This window comes from Rhodococcus sp. T9N (assembly GCF_024436645.1).
Lineage (GTDB): Bacteria > Actinomycetota > Actinomycetes > Mycobacteriales > Mycobacteriaceae > Rhodococcus_F > Rhodococcus_F qingshengii.
The window spans coordinates 130,569-156,283 of sequence record NZ_JAMSKS010000001.1 but is presented as its reverse complement, the minus strand read 5'-3'; the positions used below and the strand labels follow the sequence as shown (position 1 = coordinate 156,283).

Sequence of the window (25,715 nt, the reverse complement as noted above, 5' to 3'; positions counted from 1 at the left end):
TTCCGCTGCTCAGTCCCGGTGTCGCACGATGTTGACGACGTTGCCATCGGGTGCCCGGACGAGGAATCGGCGAACACCCCACTCTTCGGTCGTTATGGGGTGCACGATTTCGTAGCCGAGCCTGCGGGCCTCTTCGTAGGCGCCGTCGACGTCGTCCGTGTGGACTGAGATGACCGAGTCCTCGGCTGCAGTGGCGTCGTGCGTGACGAGCTGTACGTTCGCGCCGGTGTCGGGAGAGGTGTAGCGAGCGACCCACCCCATGTTGAACTCTTCGGTGCTCAGGCCGAGAAAGTCGGAGTAGAAGCTCTTGGCGGTTCCGACATCGGCGACTTTGAGATTGGCGGTGATGCGTCGAGCGCGCATGTGGTTCTCCTACCCTCGGTAACAGATGCGCTCGATGATCGTCCGAAAGCGGAGCCATGTCGACTGTGCCGTCCGAAGATGCGGGCCGCCTGGTTGATTCGATCTGTCACTACGGATCGAACGAGCTCACAGTTCCCCACCGTGAGAAGGGAAGGACGATCAATTGAACCTTGCCGATGACATTGTCGATCGGCACCGTTCCACTGTGTTCGTCATCGAGATGGAAACGTGAATCCTTCGAATGGGCGCGGTTGTCGCCCATCACCCACAGGTTCCCGTCGGGAACCGTGACCGGCCCGAAATACTTTCCTTGACAAGAGGTATCGTTGCCCGGAATGCGCTTGTCGAGGTACGGTTCGGTCAGCGGCTTGCCGTTCACCCGAAGCCCCTCTTCCTCGGACAGGCACTGTACGGTTTGGCCACCGACCGCGACTACCCGCTTCACGAGGTCGTTTTCGTCCGGCGGGACCAAGCCGACGATGGACCCGAGTCCCTGAAACGCGCGAACAATCGAATTGTCGGATCGAATGGATTTGTACTCGTCGTTCCAGGACTCGGGTCCCTTGAACACGACCACATCCCCAGGTTGCGGATCCCCGAATCGATAGCTGATTCTGTCGACGAAGATCTTGTCTCCCGTGCAGCCGGTGCAGCCGTGAAGTGTCGGTTCCATGGACTCCGACGGGATCAGAAAAATGCGTCCGACGAAGTTCTGAATGACAACACTCAGGACAAGTGCGACGACAACGAGGATCAGAATCTCACGCCACAGCGGACGTTTCCTCGGGTGATCGGCCACTGCCGATTCAGTGGAGTCGGTCGAGTCCTCGTGGGCGTCGGATTCCGTCACACTCCCGACAATAGATGGCGCAACCACTCGTCGGCCCGATACGAATCTTCTCGGTTCGTGGGTCTGTCTGTCGGCTGACATGCTTCGGAATTGGATCACATCACGCGCGAAGATCCGGTCGAGATCGGCAATCCGCGCAGTCCTGACCCAAACATCGTGCCGACGAATACCTTTCGCAGAAGCAGGTTGAACAACTCTCCGAGATTCAAGCGTGCAGCACGCCGGCGCCTCTGTTGATCGATTGGCACAATCTTTTGCGAGAGATGGGCATTCTCCCACTGAAGCGTCGGTGCGAGACAGCGCCTCGTAAGGACGACTGTACTTCCGGGCAATTTCTCTCGAACCTGGATTGACCGCACGAAAACCTGATGTTTGGGGGACAATCATCTGGGGCGATCACCTGGGGCGACAAGTCGAGGAGATGCAAATGTCCGAGGCCAAATCCGAAAGCACTGAGTCTTTTTCTGAGACGACACCGCCGGCGGAGCCGTCGAAACAATCGGTGCTCAGGCGGTACTACCCGGCTGCGGTGCCCGTCATCCTCGGCCTGATCATCTATTTCATGCCTGTTCCGGACGGTGTGGATCCCAAGGGCATGCACATGCTCGGAATCTTCGTCGGCACCATCGTGGCGTTGATCTTGCAGCCTCTGCCGACGGGTTCTGTGGCGCTGGTAGGCCTGTCGATCGCCATGATCACCCAGACCGAGACGCCGACGGAAGCGTTGTCCGGCTTCAGCAATACCACGATCTGGCTGATCGTCGCGTCGTTCTTCATTGCCGAAGGCTTCCTGGTCACCGGACTCGGGAAACGGGTTGCACTCATGTTCGTGACCAAGCTCGGCAAGTCGAGCCTCGGTTTGTCCTACGGAATGGCGTTGACGGACTTGATACTTGCTCCGGCGACACCGTCGAACACCGCCCGCGCTGGTGGCGTCGTCTATCCGATCATCGTCTCACTGAGCAAGTTGGAGGACTCCAATCCCGAGCCCGAGGACTCTCGCAAGAAGCTCGGAGCATATCTGCTGCTCACGTCGCTGCAAGTCAACGTCGTGACCTCCGCGATGTTCATCACCGCCATGGCGGGTAACCCCGTCGCCGTCGATGCGGCTGCCAAGATCGGCATCGACATCTCGTGGGGCAAATGGGCGCTGGCAGCATCGGTTCCGGGAATTGCGAGTCTCATCGCGATCCCGTGGGTGATGTCGAAGATCTTCCCGCCCACGATGTTGAAGACTCCGAAAGCACCCGAGCAAGCCAGGGAGGAACTGCGCAAGGCAGGTCCGATCAGCCGCAACGAGAAGATCATGGCCGCCACCTTCGTTCTGCTGCTGGTGCTCTGGTGCCTAGGCTCGCAGCTCAACGTCAATGCCACTACAACAGCATTCGTCGGAATCGGCATCCTGTTGGTGACCAAGGTGCTGACGTGGAACAACCTGGTCCACGACACCGGGGCGTGGCAGACGCTCGTGTTCTTTGCCGTTCTGGTCGGTATGGCAAGCCATCTCGAAGAACTCGGCGTGATCTCGTGGATCGGAACCCAGGTCTCCTCGAGCGTCGACGGTTTGCCGTGGATCTGGGCTTTTGCGATCCTGACCTTGGTGTACTTCTACGCGCACTATCTGTTTGCGTCGAACACCGCGCAGATCGTCGCGATGTACGCGGTGTTTCTCGGCGCGGCGGTGGCAACCGGTGCACCGCCGCTGTTCTCGGCCCTGGTGTTCGGCTTCATCGGCAGCCTGTTCGGCGGTATCTCGCACTACGCGTCCGGTCCGGCCGGAGTGATCTACGGTTCCGGATACATCAAGACCTCGGAATGGTTCCGAATCGGTTTCGTGATGAGCGTCGTGATCATCCTGATCTGGACGATCATCGGCGGCGCGTGGATGAAGCTGATCGGCGCCTGGTGACGATCAGTTGTCCTTGCGCCGCAATCCGAATCGCATCGATTCCTTGTTGACAGCGGCAATCGCGGTCAGCGGTATCTCCGCGGGACACACCTGCGCACATTCACCGTAGGTCGAGCACGGCCCGAAATCGGCCTCCATCTGGTGCGACATCGCTCGGGCCCGCTTGCCACGTTCGTTGCGGCCCTGCGTGACGAGAGACAGGTGGGTCAGTTTGGACCCGGTGAAGAGGTGCGCGGCACCGTTCGGGCAGGCTGCCACGCAAGCGCCGCAGCCGATGCACGCGGCGAAGTCCAGTGCAGCTTCGGCACTTTGATGCGAGAGCGGCTGACTGTCTGCGTCCGGCGCGGTTCCTGCATTGACCGAAACGTATCCACCGGCTTCGAGCACCCGGTCGAGCGCAGAGCGATCGACGACGAGGTCGCGGACCACTGGAAAGGCTGCGGAGCGGAACGGCTCCAGTTTGATTCGGTCACCGTCGGAGAAGCTACGCAGGTGCTGACGGCACGTGGGAGTGTTCGCAACCGGTCCATGGGGAACATTGTCGACCGTGATGCCGCAGGACCCGCAGATCCCTTCTCGGCAGTCGGAATCGAAGGCGATGGGTTCGTTGCCGCTCTCCACGAGTTGGTCGTTGAGTCGGTCGAGGAGCTCCAGCAGCGACATCTCCACCGTCGCGTCGTCTATTTGGTAGGTGTCGAATGCGCCGGACGACTCAGGTCCGGATTGGCGCCACACGTCCACGGTGATTTTCATACGTAGTTCCTCGTCTGCAGTGGAACAGCGGTGAAGGACAACGGCTCGTCGTGTCGAACGTGTCTGCCGTCCTGGGCGGTTTCCCACGCGGAGACGAAGCACCAGTCCTGATCGTTTCGCTGCGCTTCGCCGTCGGGAGTCTGATGTTCGGCACGAAAGTGCGCTCCACAGGACTCGTCACGATCGAGAGCATCGACGCACATCAGTTCGGCGAGCTCGAGGAAATCGGCTACCCTGCCGGCCCTTTCCAACTCCTGGTTGAACTGGTTTCCGCTGCCGGCAACTCGCAGGTTCGACCAGAAATCGGTTCGCAGTGCGCGGATTTCGGCGATCGCCTTGGTCAAGCCCTCGGCCGTTCGGGTGACACCGCAACCCGCATAGAGGATCTCGCCCAGTTGTCGATGGAACCTGTCGGGGCCGTGTGTTCCGCCGACCGAGAGCAGCAGGTCCACCCGACCCCTCACGTCAGTGAGCGTCGACGTCACAGCGGGATCGGACAGTTCGAGTGGAGTGGATCCGAGCAGCGGCGCAAGATAATTCGGAATCGCGTACGGGAGGGTGAACCAGCCGTCGACGCATGCCGAGAGCAACGAATTGGCGCCGAGGCGGTTGGCCCCGTGGTATCCCCAGCCTGCCTCACCACCGACGAACAAGCCGGGGATGGAGGTCATCTGGTCGTAGTCGTTCCACAGTCCTCCCATGGTGAAGTGGGCTCCGGGGGCGATGCGCATCGGCACCGTATAGGGGTCTTCGCTGGTGGCGTCGCGATACATCGAGAACAGATTTCCGTATCGCTCCTCGATGGTCTTGCGGCCGAGCCGTGCCAACGCATCGCGGAAATCCAGGTACACACTGTTTTTCAGAGGGCCGACGCCGTGACCGGAGTCGATTTGCTCGCGGGCGGCCCGTGAAGAGACGTCGCGGGGAGAGAGGTTCCCGAACGCCGGATATTTGCGCTCGAGGTAGTAGTCGCGTTCGTTTTCGGGAATGTCGCCGGGCTCACGATCGTCTCCGGGCTTGGCCGGTACCCAGATCCGGCCGTCGTTGCGCAGGGATTCGCTCATCAGAATGGTTTTCGACTGCCACTCGGAGTTGACGGGAAGTGCCGTCGGATGGAATTGGATGAACGAGGGTGAAGCCATCAACGCACCGCGTCGGTGCGCTCGCCAGGCGGCCGTGGCGTTGGAATTCTTCGCAAGTGTGGACTTGTGGAATACGGTTCCGTAGCCGCCGGATGCCAGTACGACGGCATGGCCTGTGGTGGCGCCGATCTCACCGGTCACGAGATCGCGTGTGACTATCCCTTGTGCTCGCCCGTCCGAAACGATGAGATCGAGCATCTCGGTTCGGGTGTGTAGGTTGACCGTTCCGGCTGCGATCTGACGCTGCAGTGCCTGCGACGACGCTATCTGCAACTGCTGGCCTGTCTGCCCGCGCGTGTAGTACGTGCGCGACACCTGAACGCCGCCGAAGGATCGGGTGGCCAGAGTGCCGCCGTACTCGCGAGCAAACGGTGCCCCGATGGCATTCATGTGATCGATGACGCGTACGGATTCTTCGGCGAGACGGAAACAGTCGGCCTCACGGCCCCGGAAATCACCGCCCTTCACCGTGTCCTTCACGAAGCGGGCGAGACTGTCGTTGTCCACTTTTCGAGCGCGAGCAGCGTTGATGCCTCCTTGCGCGGCGACACTGTGTGCACGGCGGGGTGCATCGTGGAAGGTGAAGGACTCGACGTGGTAGCCCAGTTCACCGAGGGAGGCGGCGCAGGCCGCGCCGGCGAGGCCGGTACCGACGACGATGACCGTGAACTTGCGCCGGTTGAGTGGGCTGACGAGCTTGTAGTCGAGTTTGCGAGTGGGCCAGGCCGTCGCCGGATCGCCGGCCGGGACCTTACCGTCCACCGGTGTCCCGATGCTGCGCAGATCGTCGAGTTCGAAGCTGTTCACTTATGACGCTCCTGTCTTCGAGATGGCGCCGGTCATGACCGCGATGGGGATCGACATGTTTCCGACCATCACGACGAGCGCAAAGATTCCGGAGAGTGCAACGCCAATCTGGCGCAGTCGTTGGCCGGTCACGCCGAGATCGTTGACCGCGCTCCAGAGTCCGTGTGCGAGGTGCATTGCCAGCAGAGCCATCGCGACGATGTAGAACGCTGCCACCAGCGGACGCTCGAAGCTGGCAATCAGATTGTCGTATGCGTAACTCTGTGTGCGCGTGGCCGCTTCGTACTCGCTGCTGCCGATGGGTCGGGTTCCGGTCGTGAGGTCGAGTATGTGGAAAATGACGAATAGCAGCAGCACAGCTCCGGTGACGGGCATCGTGCGCGCTGTAAAGGACTTGATTCCCAGACCTTTACGTCGAAATTTTCCTCGAGCTCGGCGTCCGCGGACGGTGAGCAGCCAGGCACACCAGACGTGTGCGACCAATGACGCGAGCAAGACGATGCGAAGAATCCACAGAAGTCCCTCGTAAGGCAGGAAGGGTTCGAACACCGTTCGTAGCCAGTGTGCGTAGTCGTCGAAGTGATCGGCACCGGTGTAGACCTTCAGGTTTCCGATCATGTGGACGAGAACGAAAGCGGCGAAGATCAGTCCTGTCACGGCCATCAGAATCTTGCACGTGATGTTGGACGGCCGCGGTCGAGCTTGGAGTGAATCGCCGGTAGCTCGCGATACACGGGTCGGAGCACTCACAGACAAACCTCCCACGCCAGACTTGCCGGACAGGTGCCGTCAGCCTAAGCCCGATCGGGGTTTTCGGCCAACGGATGGGTGCCCGACTTGTCTGTTAATGCAGGTGAATGGGAGTGTAGGGGTGCTCATTACCCGAAAGTAAGGAACTCGTGAACGATGTTTGACTCGACGTGGCGACGGTGGTCATGGCGCGCCGGAACGGCATCGGCCCTGGCAGTGGCCTTGTTTGCGGTGGGGTCGCCGGCTGGTGCGCAGGAGACCGTCGACCTGGCCGACGTGTTCAATCCGTTGGTCGTGAAGGCACTCCAAGGCGCTGACATTTCCACCGAATTGACTCCACTCGGGCTCTCGTCCGATGATCCGTGGTTCGACGAACCCGAAATCGAGCCGGGTACCGCCCCCGGCACACTTCTCAAAGCGCGTCCGGTCAGCGTGCAGGTCTACCAGGTCCGCCCCGACGTGGTCTCGGCTCATCAACTGATGTACACCACCACTGATCACTTCGGTCGGCAGGTGATCAGCACCGGAATTCTGATGATTCCCGAGGACGGAACTGCGCCAGGTGATCGCAAGATCATCGGATACGCCGAGGCGAACGACAGCCTCGGCGCGAACTGCGCACCAAGTCACCAGTGGACCGGCGGCAATCAGAGCGACCCGGCGATGTTCTCGGCGCTCGGCCCGGTGGCTCAGATGTTCGGCCACGGCTGGGCAGTGATGATGAGCGACGTCGGCAACGACGGCGACACTGCTCCCCATCCGTTCTCGATCGGACAGTTCTCAGGGAAGGCAACGCTCGACGGCGTTCGGGCAGCACTCGCGCTTCCGGAAGGCGGCCTCGAATCAGACACCCCTGTCGGCATCTACGGTGTCGCCGGAGGCGGTGTCGCAGCGGGCTTTGCCGCGGAACAGGCCCATGAATATGCGCCGGAACTGAACGTCCAGGCCAGTGCCATTCAGGCGATGATGATCGACCCGGCAACGTTCGAGGAAACAGCGGCCGGTGGGATCGGTTCCGGATTCGTCTTCTCGAGCATTCTCGGATTCGACGCGGGCTACCCCGACGTTCGGCTCGACGACCATCTGACTCCGATCGGTCACAACGTCGCCGCAGCCTTCCGCGCGTCCTGCCAGGCGCTCTACCTCGGACTCCCATTCGTTCCGTTCGACGTCCTACTCACCAACCCTTCGCCCCGAACGATCCCTGCGCTGGCCGCGGCGTACGCGGACAACACGTTGGGAAAGCAGGCGCCGGCTTCCAAGCTTCTGATTTCTTCCTGTGAGGACGACTTTCTCGTTCCCTTCAGTGAGGCAGAGCAATTGGCGCAGACATATCGAGCAGACGGCGGCAACGTGGACCTGCTCCCGTCGCATTGCGGGCCGCTCGATTACGTGACCAACCTGTACAAGACGGTGACCGATCAGCTGGGTATGCAGGACATCGCCTGGCTGGCAAAGACGTTCGACGAAGCCGAGGGACGATGAGCTTGCGGAAGTCTCTGACGCGCAGGGATTTTGCGCGCACGGTTCTCGTTGCTTCGGCAGGTATCGGCGGTGCCGTCGTACTGGGAGGCAGGGCGTCCGCGGGTGCTGGTGAGCTCGACAGGTACCTCGACCTGGAAGCAGTGAACGCAAACGCCGAAGCCACGGGCGGCCTGCATCCTTCTCTGCCATCGGATTCCGCGACGCTGCGGTCTTTGGTGGATACCGCCCGAGCCTCGGGAGTGGATCCGCATCGCTATCAGACACTGCTCAAGCAGTACTGGCTCGCGGTCGGGACGGAGTCGGCAGGTATCGATCTCGCTTCGTGGACTCCGTTCGACGGTGTGCACGCGAATCTCGGAAACCTCACCAACACTTTCCAGTTCTACGAGCGACTCCAGCTTGAGCATCGAGAGCTGCAGTGGGCAGGTATGGGAGGAATGGTCGGGCCCGCTTTCGCCGGTGGACTCCTCGACTTGGACTACGGGCGGGTTGTGCTGGAAGTCCAAGCGATCAGCGAGGCGATGGCACTGGTCTGGCGAGAGATCGACCGCATCGGGTCGCCGGTTGCATCGTCGATGGGAGCACCCGAGGACATTGCGGCACTTCTCGAGGTCGGCCACGAGATTCGCCCCGAGGACGTGATGTGGTTCCAGGGGAAAGTGATTGCGATGAGCAAACACATCTTCTCGGACCTGATTCCCATGCACATGGCGTGGGTTCACGACGGTGTCGACGGCATCGCCGAACTCGATCGCGCAGGGCTGCTCGACGAGAACGCCCGTATCGCGTGGAACAACATTGCTTCGGGGACACCGGAATCGGTCTTCGACGGCAATGTGCGTCTGCTGCGAAGGGAGCAGTACCAGTCGGTGGGTGATCAGTGGGACGAGGCGAAGGCCTACCGCGGTAGCGTTGGTCGCTCGTTGACTTACTTGACCACCTTCGCCGCATCACCGTCGATGCCTGGCGTCGTGCCGCCACGCGAGTCGAACCCGCTCTCGTTCGCGGTGGGCAATGCTGTTGTGCAAACGCCGCTTCCGGACTTCAACTGGGCGGACCGGGATGGTCGTTGGACCTACATCAACGATCAGTTGCTCCCGGTCTACAACAACCTGATGAAGAATCAACCGGAACTGTGGCGAGCGACGCTGGCCGCGCCCGTCTCCGTTCGGATAACCGAGCAGCGAATGATCGCTCGCTTGCCGGACATGTTGCGGTCCATGTTGTCGACTCTGGCGATTACGGTCAACTGAACTCGGCGGTGGCGGGGCCTCAGGGTCCCGCCACCGCCCGTGAACTTGTCGGTCAGGCCTGGCTCAGCTCTGCTTGCATGCGCGCGGAGTCCTTGCCGACAGTGCGGGTAGCCAGGTAGATGAATACCGCGGTGAGTGCCAACATGATCGGCACGAGATACATGGCCGAGTTCAACCCGTCGCCGGCGTACTGAGCCAACTTCCCGGTACCGGCATCTGCAAGTGCACGCTTGGCGAACCAGTCCGAGATCGCTCCAACGGCAACCGGTCCGGAGAATCCGCCGAGAAGGTACATGGCAGCGAAGAACAGCGCCGTCGCAGTGCCGCGGAGCCTGGGAACCACGACGTCGTGAATGGCAGGGTAGACGCTGATGTAGAAGCCGTAGGCCAGAAGCCACCCGGCCGAGAACAAGAGCGTGAACATCACGACGTTTCCGCCGTGTTGCAACAGTGCCAGCGCCGTCAAAGGTGCCGCCAATGCCGAGGTTCCGACACCGATCATCAACCGTGCGCGTGGTGAGCGTGCGCTGGCCTTGTCAGCGTAGCGAGCGCCGAGAAGCAATCCGATCAGGCCCGTGATTCCGACGATGATGCCCGTGACCGATGCCGCCGCAGTCAGTTTCAGGTGGTACTGGCGCATGAGCAGTGGGACGACAAACGAATTCACTGCGTAGGCGGCGAAGTTGAACGTCAGCCCGGCAAGGATGAGCCAACGAAGCGTGGGAATTGCGAGCAGACGACGGATCGGGCGGGTGATCGGTGCCTGTGAAACAGCGGCTGCGCGGGCCTCCGGACTTTCGGAACCACCACGAACCGGATCTGCCATGCGGTAGAGCACGACTGCCAGCAGGACACCGGGAATCGCCGCGAGGAAGAACGGTGCACGCCAGCTGTCGAATGCCTCGGCGATCTTGCCGACGGTGAAGTAGGCGAGCATGAGGCCAATTGGCAAACCGAGCATGAAGACACCAAGTGCGCGTGAGCGTCGTTCCGCCGGGTAGATATCGCCGATCATCGAGTTTGCTGCGGGTGTGAAGGTCGCTTCGCCCACACCGACGCCGAGACGCGCGAGGATGAACAGCACGTAGCTGCCGGCGGCACCGGTTGCTGCCGTCAGTCCGCTCCACACCAGGAGTCCGATCCCGATGATCTTGGGACGGTTCTTCGTGTCGGCCAACCGGCCCAGAGGCAGTCCTGCGACTGCGTAGACGAGGGTGAATGCAGAGGTGATCAATCCCAATTGCAAGTCACTGAGCGAAAACTCGTTCTTGATCGGCTCGGCAACGACCGAGGGGATCGCCCGGTCGAAGAAGTTGAGCATGTTCGCGAGAAACAGGGCGACGAGTGTGCCGCCGAGAAGTTTGTCACGTGTTCCGACAGGGGCGCCGTCGATGGACGGCAGCGGCGGAGCGTCTCGTTGAATTGACATGATTGTTCCACCCTTTTCGCGAGTGCTGAATGAATTGTGTTGGGGGAGAGGCTCAGGACAGAGCGTCGGCGACCGTTTTCCCGATCGCCTGCATCCCGGCCGCAGTGGGATGCAGTGGAACCGCCGGCTGGGTAGGGACGATTCCCGTGTAGTAAGCAGTGGCAGGGTCTGTGCAGATGTCATGCCCGGCAGTGGTTTCGGTGATGTCGATGTACTCGACGCCGTGACGGGCCGCAGTTGCTGCCATGACCGTGTTGCCGTAGTCGATCACACTCTGGAGATAGTCGGCGTCGCGCGGCCAGAACGGCTGAGTGCCGGGGCAGCCGCCACCACGGATGTATGTTCCGTATCCGACCACGACGATGCGCGCCGACGGTGCTCGATCCTGCGCGACTTCGATCATGGAACTCCAACCTGTGGACGCATTTTCGATCATTTGTCGCTGTTGATCGACGCCACCGGAGGTGAACTTGTCACGGCAGGACGTTCCGGCGGGTTCGGGGAGTGGATTGACGCAGCTCAGAACTGTCGGGAACAACGAGATGTCGTTGGCACCGATGGTGATGGTGACGAGGTCGGTATCAGGCCCCAATGCTGTTGCCTGCGGTGATACTTGACCGGAGAACGTCGATTGTGCGGTGTCCGTGACGTTGGCGGATCGCGCCGACGAGCAGGTCATATCCGTGAGTTCAGCGCCGAGTTCTCGCGCCACCACGGACGGGTAGTTGTCGAGTGATCGTAGACAGCCCGGTGACGACGAGTCCTGCGCGGTGACCAGTGGGCCGGCCGCCGCGGAATCGCCGAGTGCGACGTACTGGATAGTGCTGACCGGTGTCTCGGCACTCGACACACCGGTCCCGAGAGCCGCGATCGAACCGGCAGCCACGACGCCTGCCAGAATGGCTGCGCTGCGCGTTTTCCACGTCACTCGAGGCTCCTCTTGGTCGAAGGTGGGACTTCCAGTTACGCCGATGATTGTGAATTCGTGAGTGGCGTGGGTTACATAGTGATAGGAAAAAGGCAGGTCGGCCTTGTGGTGGCAATTCAATTCTGTGGAGGGTTTTGTGTCAGGAAACAAAGATCTGCCGTTCGAGCCGATCCTGGTTGGTGGCAGATCTCTGGCCGACCGACTGGCGCAACGCACCCATCCACTGGTCATTGAGACAGTCGATCTGGTCCACCGCGACGTCACCTTCTACCGGTTGCTCCCTGACGAGGCATTACGTAACGACGTCACCACCATCGTGAGGCGCAATCTGGAACTGTTCATTTCGATGCTGCGGACCGGCGCCGATCTGGCGCCCGAGTTGCTCGCCGACATCAGCGAATCGGCTCGCCAACGGGCTCAGGAATTGGTTCCGCTCGGTGAGGTGCTGCGGGCATATCACCTGGCTGCCGGGCTGTGGTGGGAGACCATCAGCGAATGGGCGGTCCCGGAAGACGGTGTCGCACTTGCCCGCACCGGACGACTCTTGAATGCATACACCGCGGCCTCCGCGTCGGCGGTTCTTGCCGGCTACGGTTCCGACCACGCCACCCAGACGGACGAGGATTCTGCGCGAAGGTCATTGTTCGTAGCACTTTCGACGGGTGTCGATGTTGATCGGGTCTCCGACGATGTGGGCATCAGGTTGGCGCGCCTGTACTGGGTGGTGGCGCTGCACGTCGAACGGAATGACGACGAGTCCTCGACCGAGGTGGACACTGCCGTCGCCGAGCGGAGAAAGGTGCGCCACCTGCAACGAGAGCTTGATCAGGTGGGGCGTGACAAAGCGCTCGGGGTGCTCGGGAGCAGTGGCGGAGCCGTACTGATTCCTATTGTGGAATCGGAACCCGCTGAGGGGAACTGGGCGTCGAGTCCGCAGTATCTTTCATTGTGTCGACGATTGGGTGATCTCGAGAAGGTCATCGGTGCATCGACGGTTGCCGCCGTACATGTCGCGGCACCGCCGGCAATTCCCGCAGCGGTGTCGCAGGCGCGCGAGGTGCTGAACGTTGCCCGAAAGTACGGCCGTACAAGTGGGGTCGTGCGTCTCGAGGATCTTGCAGTCGAGTATCAACTGACCCGCCCGAGCGCTGCGCTGCCGATCCTCGCAGATGTGTTGTCGCGGTTGGAGTCCGATCCTGCCGTGCTCGAGACGCTCGAATCTTTCATCGACTCCGGATTCGATCGAGCTACCACCGCTCGGCAGTTGCACGTACACCCGAACACGGTCGTGTACCGCCTGCGTAAAGCGAGTTCCCTGACGGGACTTGACCTGTCGTCACCGAAAGATCTTGTACAGGTCACCATGGCGCTGGGAGCGCGTCGCGCGCTCGGAATGGAGGCGGACTCTTCCCAAACGTGATGCGTCTGTGGTTCTCTGTGAACGTGTCTGATTCTCGGATTGGCAATCCGGCCGGGAGACATGGCCAGACTGGGTCAGCTGATGGTGCAACGAGGCGCGTGGCGTGATCAGACGTTGATCGACTCCGCCTACCTCGACGAGTTGTCCGCGCCCTCTCCGTCCAATGGGGGGTACGGCTTCTTGACCTGGGTGAACGCGGGCGAGGACTTCTACTCCGTGAATGCGCCGGTGAGCAAGTATGTTTCGCATCCGGTGTGGCAGAACGCGCCTCGGGATCTCTATCTCCAGGAGTTCTTGCGGCTTGTCGTCGCTTCGATCGTGGACGTTCCACCGCCGCCGTACGTCGGGCCTCCCGTGCATGGGTCGGGTGGTCCGCTCATCGACGATCCGTCACAGCTCGTCGGCTTCGCGAACCCCGAATTGATCTTCGACACGATGGTCGGGACGGGGAGAGCAGGAACACCCGGATGCAACATCGTGATCTGCAACAACGAATTGTTGCCGTTCAGTGTCGCCGGCCTGCTCGGGGATGCTGCAGCTCAGATCGGTAACGCGGCAGGCGCGTCGATTCGAGATGCTGGTAGATGACGGTTTCGAACCCGAATTGTTGCCCAATATTTATGTTTAATCTGTGTGACGGTCAGTGAACAGTAAATTTGAGTCAAATGATGCAATCGCGACGAAATGTTCGTTACCGTGGGCTGGACAATCGACAATCTGGGGGTTCGGCTACATGGCAAATGTTCGTAGGTCTCTGACGAAGGGATTGATTGCTGCTTCGGTAATCGCCGCAGCCGGAGTGGGATTGTCGCCGGCGACAGCGAGTGCCGACATCACTCCGACGACGGTCGTCAACGGCATCCTGTCGACGGTGGGCGGCTGCCAAACACCGGTGCGGTCTCTCATTCTTGCGTGCACGAGTGCTGAGACGCTGACACGCCAGTCGCCCGTGCTGCTCGACCTCAACCCCGTGGGCACGAACATCGTCGTCTTGGGTGCCGGCCTCTTCGACGACGGCACGATGCGTCCGATGTTGGTCGACCGGCTTCAGGCGGCGCTCCAGCTGGCCCGTCAGTACCCGCAGTCTCCGATCATCACAAGCGGTGGGGCTCCGAAGGCCGGAGTAACGGAAGCCAGGGCGATGCGCGAATGGCTCGTTGCCAACGGCGTCAACCCGGGCCGGATCACCGAAGAGGGAACTTCGTGGTCGACAGTCGAGAATGCGATCAACTCTGCGCGGATTCTCGCCGATCGAGGCGCGACCGGCGTGGTTGTGGTCTCGAGCGCCAATCACGTGGAGCGCGCGATGGTGGACTTCCGCGTAGCAGTTCTCGGCCGGATCCCGGTCGCAGGCGTAATCGCTGCGACCTGACGTCAGTGATTGTGGGAGTTGGACTTTCGCCAGTTCAACGGCGAGGCGTCGAATCGTCGACGGAAGGCGCGGCTGAACGCGGCATCGGATTCGTAGCCGACAGTTATCGCAATGGTTCCGACCGGCTCGGTGGTTTGCACGAGTAGTTCGGCGGCACGGTCGAGTCGGCGCTCGGTGATGTAAGCGCCGGGCGTCTGGCCGACCAGTCGCGAGAAGCGCTCCGCAAAAGACGATCTCGACAGGGTGGACAGCGTCGCCAGTTCGTCGATGGTCCAGTTGCGTGACGGGTCGTTGTGGACGGCCTCGAGGGCCTGCCCGATTCGTGGATCCATTGCTGCGGTCAACCATCCGCCGTTCGATCCGTCCGCTCGAGCCCACGCTCTGAGGATCTGGACGAAGAGAAGGTCGAGAATCCGGGAAACCATCACGGAGGAACCAGGTTTCGGATCGTCCACCTCGGCGCCCAACAGTCGGCTGCTCACATCGAGCCACTCGACCGGGGTCCCTTGTGTCGCGCGCAGTTCGACGAAGTCCGGCAGAACGGACAGCAGTCGCTGCGCTGCGACGTCGTCGAGTGTGAAAGTACCGAAAAGCCAACATGTTTCGTTTTTCGGGGGCATCAGCATCGCATTCTCGATCGTATGAGCATGCCCATGGGGTAACAGTACGAGTTCCCCGGGGCCGAGTTCGATCGGGGCTTTGCCCTGCGTTCTGATCACGATGTCACCGTGCTCGGCAATGTGAAGTGCTCGCACCCCCGTGGGTACCTCCACGGTGAAGTTCTCGCCGTGGACGCAGCGATGAATCTGATCACCGCGAAGGTGGACGACTTCGAGAACGTGCGAGAGGGTGTCCCGGGTTCGAGTCTCGTCGGTGGTGGGTACGTACCGCTGTGATGATGTTGTCCTCATGGATCGATCACTCCGATGTCTTGAGCATTCGGCGTTTCTGCACAAAAACTTGGCAATCTGGTCATGGTTATTGATCCAGGATCCCCTTAACGTGGGTAACAGGCAAGGTCTGGGTTTCGAAGGCTTGCCGATCGTCGGAGTATTCGTCGCACTGCGTATCTGGAGGAGTTGGTCATGACAGAGAAGGTAAACATCGTTCTGGTGCATGGAGCCTGGGGAGACGGTTCTCATTGGCGTCACGTCATACCCACCCTGCACAACGCCGGGCATCGAGTGGTTGCGGTCCAGAATCCGCTTACTTCGCTCGCCGACGACGTGGACCGGACCAGGAAGTTGGCCGAATCGATGGACGGCCCGACCCTGCTGGTCGGACACTCGTACGGCGGCGCGGTGATCACAGGCGCGGGTCATGCGGAAAACGTTGTGGGACTGGTATATATCGCTGCCTTCGCGCCGGACGAGGGTGACAGCCTGGGAAGTATCTTCGCCCGCACGGATCAGCCGGCGGGCGCGGCGAACATCGCGCCGGACGCCGAGGGCTTCTTGTGGATCGCCCCGGACAAGTTTCAGGAGAGTTTCAGTCAGGATCTCGACGACACGGAAGCATTGGTCATGGCACTGACGCAGAAACCCATTGCGGGTCAGTGCTTCTCGGACCCGTCAGGGCCGCCGGCATGGCGTGGGAAGCCCAGTTGGTATCAGGTTTCAGGGCAGGACCGAATGATTCCGCCGGAAACCGAGCGATGGATGGCAGAGCGTATCGGTGCCCGCGAGATCGAGGAACTCGACGCAGGCCATGCATCCTTGGCGTCCCACCCGCACGAGGTCACCCAGTTGATCCTGCGTGCTGCTGCAGAATTGTCGTGACGGCGTAAATCGTCCGGCTGTTCGAGTGGGCTGCCCATCACGACTAATTTGTCGTCAGTCCTCGGAACTGCCCAGTCGGTGAAGCAGCGCTGTCAGCGTGGTGATGTCGTCCGTATCCCATTTCGCGAGTCGGGCGCGCCAGCGATCTATCTGGTGATTGCGGATGGTCGTGAGCTTCGTTCGCGCCTCAGGGGTCAGAGCTACCAACTTGGCGCGAGCGTCGTCGGGATCGGGGATTCGTTCCACCAGGCCGAGTCGAGCTGCGGCGTCGATTTGCCTGGTCAAGGTGGACTTCTCGATATCGAGGGTGCAGATCAGGTCGGACATCCGCACCGCATCCGAACGGTTCAGGATGACCAGAACCGGGTAGAGCGCCGGATCGAGTTTGGGATGAATTGCGCGCGCATAGGTGCGCGCCTGGGCGCGTCCTCGTTGCCACATGTCGGCAAGTTCCATCTCCAGGCCCGTGATCGGATCTGAAACCACTGTCGTTTCCCCTTTGGTGCGATTCGTTCGGTGTTCATCAAACCAGAAGGGGGGCCGAAGTGATTTGGGTGAAGTCACGCTGAGCGAAAGGTACGTTCGGCGTACTGAAGGCGCCGGGCGTACCTTTCGCTCGCAAGGTGGGTGGGTCAAGCCACCGCATACGCCCGCACGCACGTGTTCAGGTCGCGGGTGAGATCGGCCGCGGTACTGGTCGGAGAACCGAATTTCACGACGGACCCGTCGCTCCCGTGGAACAACAGCGTCGGAAACGAAGTGGCGCCGAGCCTGCGTGCTCGGACGAAATCAGCGCGGGCGGCATCCTTCGAGGCGGCGGTGAACAGGGAAGACACCGCGGCAGATGGGTCGAGTTGGAGGGATTCCGCGATGGATCGGTACGTCTCGGGATCGGAAAGGCTGCGACCGTCTCGGTAGAACGCGATCTGCATGGCCTCCGCGATGTCGAGGGCGCGTGTCGGATCTTGCGCGCGCAGTGCGGCGAGTCCGATCGCTGCATCCGTCGAATCCATGACGAACCGCCCATCAGTCACCAGTTGTGAATATCCGTCACCGAAGACAGCGCCGGTCTGGGCGGCGATGGTCGCGTTGGCTGATTTCAGGTACGGAGCCGAAGACATGGGCGCGACGCGCTCACCGGTGAACAGTCCGCCGCTGACCACGGACAAGTCGATGGAATCGGCATTTTGACGGACGAACTCCGTCAACGCAGGGCCGAAGCCGAAACACCACCCGCAATAGGCGTCGAAGACGTAGGTGAGTTGCGTCTTGCCTGCTGTTTCCGAGCGTGATGTCTGCACTGGAAGATTCCTATCCGAGCGTGAACTGATTGATACCCTGACGATATGTCGCATTCGGGTATTCGGTCACGGTGAAGATGAGTCCCGAACTAGTGAAAAACAGACAAGTACCCGTCCGGGACGTCGGGTACGCATCGTCGGTGGCTGACGCGACCGAGATCGAAGTACTCAGCCTGGACACCATTCGCATCAACGGGGGAAGCGCAGAGTTCGTCGGCCCCCAACGTCCGCAATTTCACTTGCTCGCGCTGGTGACCGAGGGCTCGGCGCTACACACCATCGACTTCGTGAACTACGCGGTGAGCCCGGGGACCGTGTTCTGGGTCAGACCGGGGCAGGTGCAACAGTGGGGGCGAATCCAGGACTTCGAGGCGACGGTTGTTCTGTTCACGCCCTCGTCGCTCGATGCCGTCAGCCAGCAGTTGTTGGACGGGAACGCCCGCAGTCGGCAGGCAGCGTGGCAGTTGTCCGGCGAGAACCTCGAGACCATCAGCACGGGTATGAAACACCTGAACCTGAACTACGGCTGCCCGGATACTTCCGCGCCGGTCGTTCGCGCGGCCATTCTGCGGCACACGCTGACAGCAATTCTGTTGAAACTGACCCATCTCGGTGGACAGGAACAGAGTTCCGTGCTGGCGCACAATGACGTGTTCGAAAGGTTTCATGCCGTTGTCGAACGTGACTTCGCCACGGTCCGTTCGGTTTCGGAGTACGCCAACAAGATCGGGTACTCCGAGAAGACTGTGCTGCGGGCCACCCGAGCCGCTGCCGGGATGACGGCAAAGCAGTACATCGATCAGCGTGTGGTTCTCGAAGCGAAACGTCTGCTGTCTTTCGGCACGGACACGGTCACCCAGGTGGCGTCGAAGTTGGGGTTCGACGATTCTGCGAACTTCACGAAGTTCTTCGCCACCCGGGTGGGTGTTTCTCCGCTGACCTTCCGTCAGGACGTCAGAGCGCGCTGAATGCCGCCCATCGCGCGTCGGCGCTGTCGAGGGTTCCGATACTGTTCTGCCCCTTGCCATGTGCGATGCCGTCCAGATCCTGGATGATCCAGTAGATGGCAAAAGGATGGCTGCCGAACCAGAGATCACCGCTGACGTCCAGAGCGTGCGCCGGATCGGGTGTCAGGTTGTCGAACAGTGGAGTGTTTCGCACGATGGATGCGTCGTACTGCTGCCCGGAAAGTACGGCGACGGTCTGCGCCGCATGCTCGGGTAGGAGTTCCGGCGAGACGGGGGAAATCGTGCCGGTGTCTTGATTGTTGGTCGCGTTGACTTCCGATGCCGGCCTGGTGAATCCGGCCTCGGTGACCAGTGTGGAGATGGGAGTGGTCGGTGGCACGGTGAACAGGTTTCCGCTGTAGCCGAGAAGGATCGCAAGGCTCTGGCCGGCAGCCGCGGACTTGACGCCTTCGAGGCCGGATTCCAGCTTTCCGATCATGGCGGTAGCTTCGCTGCCTCGATCGAGCTGTGCCCCAGCGTGTTCGAGCACATCACGCCACGGCGCCGAGTACGGGAGGACCAAGGTTGGCGCCACGGAATTGATCTGCGCGAACAGGCTCGGTAGTGGACCGGCATTGCTCATCAAGATCTCGTCGGGTTCGACGGACGCGATCTCCTCGACGGCGGGGTTGGCGAAGAAAGTCGGCTTGTCGAGAACTTCGACGCCCTGCTCGCCCAGAATCGACTTGGCGACGTCCGATCGCAGGGTGCTGTAGACGACGGTGGGCTTCACGCCGAGTGCGAGTGCACTCAACCCCGCGTACTCGTCGAGCGCGAGAATGCGCTGCGGTGAGGCCGGAACTTCGACGGTGCCGAGTTCGTGGGTGACGGAGCGAGTTGCAGAGGCGGTGTCGGACTCGGCGGAGCTGCTGCACGCGCTTGCGCCGGCGACGGTCAGGAGAAGCGCCGAGACGATGCCGAATGCGGTTCGGGTGGTGAACATCTGAGGTCAACGATCCATTCGTGGGAAGAAGAAGGACAGGAGGGTACCGGCCAGCAGTAGGCCGGAGCAGACGAAGAGGGCCTGGGAGTATCCGGAAACCAGTGCTTCGGTCGGCGCGCTGTCCGAACGTGCCGTCGAGGAAGCGGCGACGCTCACGAGAACGGCTAGTCCGAGTGAACCGCCGATCTGACGCGATGTACTCAGTAGCCCGGATGCCATGCCGACTTCTTCGGGGGGAGCGTCGGCGGTGGCGACGTTACTGAGCGGCATGAACGACAGACCGATGCCGATGCTCGCCAGAAGCGAAGGCACCAGGATGACGGCCCAGAAGGGACTGTCGAGGTTCATGGTCGAAAACATGAAAGTTCCGATTGCGGCGACTGCTGTCCCGACTACGAGCAGCGGTCGAACTCCGTAGCGCGGAAGGAGTTTGGTGGACGCGAGGATGCCGATCACCAGGCCGAAGCAGAAGGGCAGGAAAGCCAGACCGGTGGTGGTCGGTGAATAGCCCAGCCCGCGTTGCAGGAAGAGTGAGACGAAGAAGAACGCGCTGAACTGTGCCGCGCACACCAGGCACATGATGGCGTTGGCCAGTCCGATTCGGGGTCGAAGCAGGGTGGACAGTCGTACCAGTGGTGTGGCGCAGCGGCTTTCGACCACAACGAAAGCAGTGAGCAGCGCGATCGTGAGCGCGAATCCACCCAGCACGTAACCTGAAGTCCAGGAATGTGATTCCGTGGCGATCACTGTGCCGACAAGGGCGGTGATTCCGGCCGTCGCCAAGATGGCTCCGGGGAGATCGAGAGAGCCGCCTCTGGCGGCTTGGCCGGCCGGCAGGCCGCGGGCACCGGCAACTGCGGCGATCAGGGCCACTGGTGCGCCGGCGAACATCACCCATCGCCAACTGAGCCCTTCGGTCAAAATGCCGCTCAGGACGACACCGAGTGCGCCGCCCAGTGCTGACGACATTGCGCCGATGCCGAATGCCTTGGCCCTGGCGCGTCCGGTGGGAAAGGCCTGACTGAGGGCGGCGAGCCCGGCCGGCGCGATCAGTGCAGCGCCGACGCCTTGAAGCGCCCGAGCTCCGACAAGCATTTCGGCGGACACGGAGAAGGTGCCGACGATGCTGACGAGGGCGAACAGCAGAAGCCCGGAAACCAGAACTCGACGAGTGCCCATCACGTCGCACAGACGACCGCCGAGAAGCAGCAGTCCGCCGAAGGCGAGGGCGTACGCGTTGACGACCCAGGACAACCCGGCGTCGGAAAAGTTCAGCGATTCCTGGATGTCGGGCAGCGCGACGTTGATGACCGACATGTCGAAGGCCACCAGGAACTGCGCTGCCGCGGCGGCTGTGAGGACCAGAGCCGGTGCGGCTACCGCTCGAGTTGTTGTTGTCATTGCAGGTACCTAATTTGTATACGCGTTCTCATAAGTAGTTAGGTTTACCTTGCTGGCGACTGAGATGCAAGGGGTTCCCCGGGCGAGAGCGTCGTAGCAGGGGCGCGCACAATCGACGGATGGCCGAAAAGATGGAACCGAGATCACCGCGGCTCGGACGTCCCCCGACGATCACGTCGGAGCAGATAGTCGACGAGGCGAAACGGCAGCTTCAGACCGGCGGCGCCGACGCGTTGAGCATGCGCGCGTTGGCGAAGTCGCTCGGCACCACGCCGATGGCGCTGTACCGGCACGTGGGCGACAAGGAACAGCTGATCAGCGCGGTGCTCGATGTGTACTCACAAGATCTCGGCGCGCTGGTCCTGCCGCAGGATCAGGTCGAACGGCTTCGCACGATCTTCACCGCGATCTTCGAAAAGCTGGCGTCGGAGCGCTGGATCATCGAGTTGCTTCAGCGCGGTGGCCGTGGTGGGAGCGGCGCTGTGGTCTTGGTCGATCGGGCGATGGCCGCGTGTGTCGAACTCGGTATGTCACCTCGTCGCGCACTGTTGATCTATCGAGCGCTGTGGAACTACACACTCGGCGCATTGCTCAACATCTACGACACCACTACGCGACCGGAAGGCAGCGTGTCACCTCTCGCGGTCAAGATCCGAGAAATCGGGCCCGAGAAACTGCCGGTGCTCAGTGAGGTGCTCGAGGACTGGCCGGGAGGGACGACGACTGAGAGCTACTTGGAAGGACTGGAAGTCTTGATCAGCGGATATATGAACTCCGACTGAGTGTGTTCACAGCAGTCCGTGCCGCGGTGGGATTGTCCCGGACAGTGTCCACCGGCCGATGTGCTGGACCTTCCACCTCGTCGGATCGTGCAGGGTGTGCGTGCGCGCGTCACGCCAGAATCGGGAGAGGTTCGCCGATTCGCCCGCGCTTCTGGTGCCACCGATCTCGAACAAAGTGCTCGTGGCCGCCAATGACGCCCTGGCGCCGACCACTTTGGCAGTTGCAGCGTCGATGGATGCTCGGGCCGTGGAGTCCTCGGTGGGATCACGACGCGCCACGTCGATCGATCGCGCTGCTTCCGCCAAGAGGGATCTGGCAGCGCGAACCTCGATTGCCGCTTCGCCGGCGAGTTGAACGAGCAGTGGATCCTCCACCGCTGTATCGACTTTCGCCTCGAAGAAGGGACGCGCCTTTGCCGCGAGTTTCACGGATTCACGCAGTGCAGCCGACGCGATGCCGGTGTCGATCGCGGCGTGCAGGATCTGGGCCTGTGCTCCGTAGGTGGTCGGGTGAGTGAAGAGCGACGTGAATGGTACGACATTGAACCGCGGCACCGAAACGGATTCCAGGGTCACAGTTCCGCTTGCAGTTGTCTTCTGTCCCATGCCGTCCCAGTCGTCGACGATCGACAGTCCGGGAGTATTCGGGGGTAGGTAGACCGCGGATTTCACCTGTGCGCCGGTCTCGGTGAATTGATCCGCATTGGCGGCACGCACCACGATCCAATCTGCGAAAAGTGCTCCTGTGCAATAGAATTTTCGACCTTCGAGCACAAAGTCTTCCCCGTCGGGGGTGAGAGTGGTGCGGTCGATGTCGATGGTCTTGTTGCCGCGCTCGCTCTGGGCGTTGGCGAACTGCTTGCCCGACAATGCTTCGGCGTAGAAGAACTGCTTCTGCTCGTTAGACCCCTGGTACCGGAGCGCTTCCAGGAAAGTGAAGTGGCTGTGCGGAATCTGCGCGATGCTGGGATCGCCCTCGGCGAGTAGGCGGAAGACCTCGGCCAACGTCTCGGTGCTTGCGTCGATGCCACCGAACTCCTTCGGCACCGAGAGTCCGAGCAAGCCGGACCGCGCCAGGGTGCGAACCTCGTCGTGGGGAAGGTGGCGCTGCGCATCGCGGACTCCGGCACCTGCCGCGAACTCGTCGGACAGCTGTGACGCCACCGAGAGCGCCTCGTCCTCGCTGGTGATGCGGTGCGCGATCTCCTGAATGTCCACAGCAGTCATGCTGCCACCGTTTCACAGTCGCAGCACCCACCCAACACTTACAACCTGTGTGATCGCTACCCTGGAAACCACTGGGAACTGCATGTTTGCTGGGTTTCATGTCTACTGAACGTATCGCCGACGAGATCAAGTTCGCCTACTGGGTGCCCAATGTCAGTGGTGGTCTGGTCACCTCCGACATCGAGCAGCGGACCAGCTGGGACTACGAGTACAACAAGAAGCTGGCGCAGACCGCCGAGAACAACGGCTTCGAGTACGCCCTGAGTCAGGTACGTTACGAGGCGAGCTACGGGGCCGAATTCCAGCACGAATCCACGAGCTTCAGCCTTGCGCTTCTCCTGGCCACTGAGAAGCTCAAGGTGATCGCCGCGGTGCATCCGGGACTCTGGCAGCCGGCCGTGTTGGCGAAACTGGGCGCTACCGCCGATCACTTGTCGAACGGTCGTTTTGCCGTCAACGTCGTCAGTGGTTGGTTCAAGGACGAGTTCACACATCTAGGCGAGCCGTGGCTCGAGCACGACGAGCGTTATCGGCGTAGCGCCGAGTTCCTTCAGGTTCTTCGGAAGATCTGGACGGAGGACGACGTCGATTTCCGCGGCGACTTCTACCGCATCCACGACTTCACGTTGAAGCCGAAGCCTCTCAACACTCCGGAGCGCCCCAATCCCGAACTGTTCCAAGGTGGTAACTCGGCGGCAGCCCGTGAGAACGCGGGCCGGTATTCGGATTGGTACTTCAGTAACGGCAAGGACTACGACGGCGTCACCGAACAGTTGGTCGACGTTCGCCGTGTTGCTCGTGAGAACGATCGGGAGGTCAAGTTCGGGCTCAACGGATTCATCATCGCCCGCGACACCGAGGCGGAAGCAAAGGACACACTGCGCGAGATCATCGCCAAGGCCAACCGCCCTGCGGTCGAGGGATTCAAGAATGCAGTCCAACAGGCCGGCGCATCGACCGCGTCCAAGGACGGGATGTGGGCGGATTCGACGTTCGAGGACTTGGTTCAGTACAACGACGGTTTCCGCTCGCAACTGATCGGCACGCCGGAACGAATCGCGCATCGGATCGTCGAATATCGCCGTCGCGGTGTCGATCTGATTCTCGGCGGATTCCTGCATTTCCAGGAGGAGATCGAATACTTCGGGGCCAAGGTGCTTCCGCTGGTTCGTGAACTCGAAGCAGCCGACAGCGACGAGCAGGTGCTCGTCACCGCCGGCTGATCGCCTGATCTCTCAGGACTTCGCGTGGCGTTTCGCCAGCATCCAACGTGAGATCTTCATGTCCCTGGCTTTTCGCTCGATGGTCAGCAGGTCCAGTGGAGCGCTGAACTTCTGAACGGCCAGTGATTTCACACTGCTGAACTCACGCAGCCCATCGGCTCCGTGGATACGGCCGAATCCGGAATCGCCGACCCCGCCGAACGGCAGGGCGGCGATTCCGGCGAAACCGAGAACCGAATTGACCGTGACGACACCGCAGTCGAGCTTCTCGGCAATTGCTCGGCCCTTCGACGAACTCTTGGTGAACACCGAGGCGCCCAAGCCGTACTTCGACGCATTGGCGCGTTCGATCCCCTCGTTCATGTCGGCGACCTTGTTCACCACGACGCTCGGGCCGAACGTCTCCTCGGTGATCGCCGTGGAATCCTCCGGAACATCCGTCAGGATGATCGGATCGATGAACGGACCGTTGAACGAATCAAGTCCGCCGAGTACAGCTTTCGCGCCGCGACTGAGAGCGTCTTCGATCTGGCCCCGGACTATCCCAGTCTGCTTTCCCAGCGTCATCGGCCCGTAGGTCGAGCTGTCGGTGGCGCCGGCGTGGGCGTCTCGTAGCGCGGCGGTGAGCTTGGACAGGAAGGCGTCGTACACGGGCGCTGCGACGTAGATTCGTTCGACGCCGGCACAGGTTTGTCCGCCGTTGCCCACTGCCCCGAATGCCGCGAAGCTCACGGCCGCATCGAGGTTGGCGTCGGAGTCCACCAGCATGGCGTCCTTGCCGCCGCATTCGGCGACCAGGGGGATGAGGGTGTCCGCGCAGGCGGCCATTACGCGCTTTGCGGTAGCGGTCGAACCGGTGAATGCGATCTTGTCGACACCGGACGAACACAGAAGTGCACCGGTTTTTCCGTCACCGGTAATGGTCTGCAGGACAGGGTGTCCGGGTGCGGCGATGTTCCACAGCCGGGCCAATTCGACGCCGACGCCTGGTGAGAGTTCGCTCGGTTTGAAGACTACGGCGTTGCCGGCGGCCAGTGCGTAGCCGATCGACCCCATCGGTGTGTACAGCGGATAGTTCCAGGGGCCGATCACGCCGACGACGCCCATCGGCCGGTAGCCAACGGATGCAGACTGGTTGGCGCTGATCAGTCCTGCACCGACGCGTCTGCGGCGCAACACTTTCTGTGCGTTGCGTGCCGCCCAGTCGAGATGTTCGACGGCCAGCATGACTTCGAGTAGTGCGTCGTCGCTGGGTTTTCCGGTCTCGGCGGAAATGATCGCCGCCATCGATTCGGCGTGAGTGGCGATCGCGGCGCGGAAATTGCCGAGCACCTTCCGGCGGCCTTGGAATCCGAGTTGATCCCACCACTTCGACGCCGTGCGTGCTGCGGCGACCGCTTTCTCGATCTCCTGCTGGTCTGCAATGGGGTGCTGCGCGACCACGGAATCATTGCGAGGGTCGAGGCTCGCGAAAGTGTGATCGTCCGATCTCGGATCTGTCGACGTGGACGTGCTCTGGCGGCCGAGCTGTTCTGTCATGTTCTTCAGATCCTCCACATGTCGGTGCATCACATATATGTGATGTGATTTAC

At 61.5% G+C, this 25,715-nt stretch carries 24 protein-coding genes; 10 read left to right on the top strand and 14 right to left on the bottom strand.

Annotated elements, in window-relative coordinates; all coding sequences use genetic code 11:
• Positions 1-9: 9 nt before the first annotated feature.
• Together M1L53_RS00805 and lepB are read right to left on the bottom strand one after the other, a co-directional pair.
• Positions 10-363, bottom strand: a complete 354-nt coding sequence (locus M1L53_RS00805) for a glyoxalase superfamily protein (RefSeq protein ID WP_003942961.1) — start codon at positions 361-363, stop codon at positions 10-12.
• Between the two features lie 109 nt (positions 364-472).
• A complete protein-coding gene (lepB, locus tag M1L53_RS00800; RefSeq protein ID WP_054187514.1) occupies positions 473-1,213 on the bottom strand; it encodes a signal peptidase I in 741 nt (246 codons plus the stop codon).
• A 427-nt stretch (positions 1,214-1,640) separates the two neighbouring features.
• Here lepB and M1L53_RS00795 point away from each other — a divergent pair, with 427 nt between their 5' ends.
• A complete protein-coding gene (locus tag M1L53_RS00795) occupies positions 1,641-3,122 on the top strand; it encodes an anion permease (RefSeq protein WP_030536065.1) in 1,482 nt (493 codons plus the stop codon).
• A gap of 3 nt (positions 3,123-3,125) precedes the next feature.
• On the opposite strand, the gene M1L53_RS00790 is transcribed toward M1L53_RS00795, so the two are convergent.
• From M1L53_RS00790 to M1L53_RS00780, 3 genes are read right to left on the bottom strand one after another with little or no spacing between them, the layout of a single operon-like run.
• Positions 3,126-3,875 (bottom strand): succinate dehydrogenase/fumarate reductase iron-sulfur subunit, encoded by a 750-nt coding sequence (locus tag M1L53_RS00790; protein WP_003943253.1) that lies wholly within the window; start codon positions 3,873-3,875, stop codon positions 3,126-3,128.
• Positions 3,872-5,824 (bottom strand): fumarate reductase/succinate dehydrogenase flavoprotein subunit, encoded by a 1,953-nt coding sequence (locus M1L53_RS00785; RefSeq protein ID WP_007730764.1) that lies wholly within the window; start codon positions 5,822-5,824, stop codon positions 3,872-3,874. The genes M1L53_RS00790 and M1L53_RS00785 overlap by 4 nt, the downstream gene beginning before the upstream one ends.
• Positions 5,825-6,574 carry a succinate dehydrogenase cytochrome b subunit gene (locus tag M1L53_RS00780; RefSeq protein ID WP_047269404.1) on the bottom strand — a complete coding sequence of 250 codons (750 nt, stop codon included), beginning with the start codon at positions 6,572-6,574 and terminating at the stop codon, positions 5,825-5,827.
• Between the two features lie 156 nt (positions 6,575-6,730).
• On the opposite strand from M1L53_RS00780, the gene M1L53_RS00775 reads away from it, so the two are divergent.
• Together M1L53_RS00775 and M1L53_RS00770 are read left to right on the top strand one after the other, a co-directional pair.
• On the top strand, positions 6,731-8,059 hold the full coding sequence (locus M1L53_RS00775) for a lipase family protein (protein WP_007730767.1): 1,329 nt from the start codon (positions 6,731-6,733) through the stop codon (positions 8,057-8,059).
• The gene (locus M1L53_RS00770; protein ID WP_007730769.1) at positions 8,056-9,312 is read left to right on the top strand and encodes a hypothetical protein; all 1,257 of its coding nucleotides are present in this window, start codon (positions 8,056-8,058) and stop codon (positions 9,310-9,312) included. The genes M1L53_RS00775 and M1L53_RS00770 overlap by 4 nt, the downstream gene beginning before the upstream one ends.
• Before the next feature lie 52 nt (positions 9,313-9,364).
• Here M1L53_RS00770 and M1L53_RS00765 read toward each other — a convergent pair whose 3' ends face one another.
• Together M1L53_RS00765 and M1L53_RS00760 are read right to left on the bottom strand one after the other, a co-directional pair.
• Positions 9,365-10,741, bottom strand: coding sequence for an MFS transporter (locus tag M1L53_RS00765; RefSeq protein ID WP_054187513.1), 1,377 nt, complete (start codon positions 10,739-10,741; stop codon positions 9,365-9,367).
• 52 nt (positions 10,742-10,793) lie between these two features.
• Complete coding sequence (locus M1L53_RS00760) at positions 10,794-11,669, bottom strand: SGNH/GDSL hydrolase family protein (protein ID WP_054187512.1); 876 nt, start codon at positions 11,667-11,669, stop codon at positions 10,794-10,796.
• 136 nt (positions 11,670-11,805) lie between these two features.
• Between M1L53_RS00760 and M1L53_RS00755 the strand changes: the two genes are divergently transcribed.
• Genes M1L53_RS00755 through M1L53_RS00745 form a run of 3 tightly spaced genes read left to right on the top strand, consistent with a single transcriptional unit; the run spans position 11,806 to position 14,461 of the window.
• Complete coding sequence (locus M1L53_RS00755; RefSeq protein WP_003943177.1) at positions 11,806-13,089, top strand: CdaR family transcriptional regulator; 1,284 nt, start codon at positions 11,806-11,808, stop codon at positions 13,087-13,089.
• Positions 13,090-13,149: 60 nt separating this feature from the next.
• Positions 13,150-13,677 carry a hypothetical protein gene (locus tag M1L53_RS00750; RefSeq protein ID WP_007730781.1) on the top strand — a complete coding sequence of 176 codons (528 nt, stop codon included), beginning with the start codon at positions 13,150-13,152 and terminating at the stop codon, positions 13,675-13,677.
• 55 nt (positions 13,678-13,732) lie between these two features.
• Positions 13,733-14,461, top strand: a complete 729-nt coding sequence (locus tag M1L53_RS00745; RefSeq protein ID WP_030536059.1) for a YdcF family protein — start codon at positions 13,733-13,735, stop codon at positions 14,459-14,461.
• 2 nt (positions 14,462-14,463) lie between these two features.
• Here the strand turns inward: M1L53_RS00745 and M1L53_RS00740 are convergent, their stop codons facing one another.
• The gene (locus M1L53_RS00740; RefSeq protein WP_083471174.1) at positions 14,464-15,372 is read right to left on the bottom strand and encodes an AraC family transcriptional regulator; all 909 of its coding nucleotides are present in this window, start codon (positions 15,370-15,372) and stop codon (positions 14,464-14,466) included.
• Positions 15,373-15,546: 174 nt separating this feature from the next.
• Here M1L53_RS00740 and M1L53_RS00735 point away from each other — a divergent pair, with 174 nt between their 5' ends.
• A complete protein-coding gene (locus M1L53_RS00735) occupies positions 15,547-16,239 on the top strand; it encodes an alpha/beta hydrolase (RefSeq protein WP_007730784.1) in 693 nt (230 codons plus the stop codon).
• Between the two features lie 54 nt (positions 16,240-16,293).
• Here the strand turns inward: M1L53_RS00735 and M1L53_RS00730 are convergent, their stop codons facing one another.
• On the bottom strand, positions 16,294-16,725 hold the full coding sequence (locus M1L53_RS00730) for a MarR family winged helix-turn-helix transcriptional regulator (RefSeq protein WP_003942924.1): 432 nt from the start codon (positions 16,723-16,725) through the stop codon (positions 16,294-16,296).
• A 146-nt stretch (positions 16,726-16,871) separates the two neighbouring features.
• Positions 16,872-17,540, bottom strand: a complete 669-nt coding sequence (locus M1L53_RS00725; RefSeq protein WP_007730785.1) for a DsbA family protein — start codon at positions 17,538-17,540, stop codon at positions 16,872-16,874.
• Between the two features lie 140 nt (positions 17,541-17,680).
• Between M1L53_RS00725 and M1L53_RS00720 the strand changes: the two genes are divergently transcribed.
• Positions 17,681-18,508, top strand: coding sequence for an AraC family transcriptional regulator (locus tag M1L53_RS00720; RefSeq protein ID WP_030536057.1), 828 nt, complete (start codon positions 17,681-17,683; stop codon positions 18,506-18,508).
• On the opposite strand, the gene M1L53_RS00715 is transcribed toward M1L53_RS00720, so the two are convergent.
• Complete coding sequence (locus M1L53_RS00715; protein WP_054187511.1) at positions 18,495-19,490, bottom strand: ABC transporter substrate-binding protein; 996 nt, start codon at positions 19,488-19,490, stop codon at positions 18,495-18,497. The genes M1L53_RS00720 and M1L53_RS00715 overlap by 14 nt on opposite strands.
• A gap of 6 nt (positions 19,491-19,496) precedes the next feature.
• On the bottom strand, positions 19,497-20,891 hold the full coding sequence (locus M1L53_RS00710) for an MFS transporter (protein ID WP_003942889.1): 1,395 nt from the start codon (positions 20,889-20,891) through the stop codon (positions 19,497-19,499).
• 119 nt (positions 20,892-21,010) lie between these two features.
• Here M1L53_RS00710 and M1L53_RS00705 point away from each other — a divergent pair, with 119 nt between their 5' ends.
• On the top strand, positions 21,011-21,673 hold the full coding sequence (locus tag M1L53_RS00705; RefSeq protein ID WP_007730788.1) for a TetR/AcrR family transcriptional regulator: 663 nt from the start codon (positions 21,011-21,013) through the stop codon (positions 21,671-21,673).
• Between the two features lie 6 nt (positions 21,674-21,679).
• Here the strand turns inward: M1L53_RS00705 and M1L53_RS00700 are convergent, their stop codons facing one another.
• Positions 21,680-22,900, bottom strand: a complete 1,221-nt coding sequence (locus M1L53_RS00700) for an SfnB family sulfur acquisition oxidoreductase (protein WP_054187510.1) — start codon at positions 22,898-22,900, stop codon at positions 21,680-21,682.
• 98 nt (positions 22,901-22,998) lie between these two features.
• Here M1L53_RS00700 and sfnG point away from each other — a divergent pair, with 98 nt between their 5' ends.
• Entirely contained in the window at positions 22,999-24,123 is a 1,125-nt protein-coding gene (gene sfnG, locus M1L53_RS00695) for a dimethylsulfone monooxygenase SfnG (RefSeq protein WP_054187509.1), read from the top strand.
• A gap of 12 nt (positions 24,124-24,135) precedes the next feature.
• Here the strand turns inward: sfnG and M1L53_RS00690 are convergent, their stop codons facing one another.
• Positions 24,136-25,662 carry an aldehyde dehydrogenase family protein gene (locus M1L53_RS00690; RefSeq protein WP_054187536.1) on the bottom strand — a complete coding sequence of 509 codons (1,527 nt, stop codon included), beginning with the start codon at positions 25,660-25,662 and terminating at the stop codon, positions 24,136-24,138.
• Positions 25,663-25,715 lie beyond the last annotated feature (53 nt).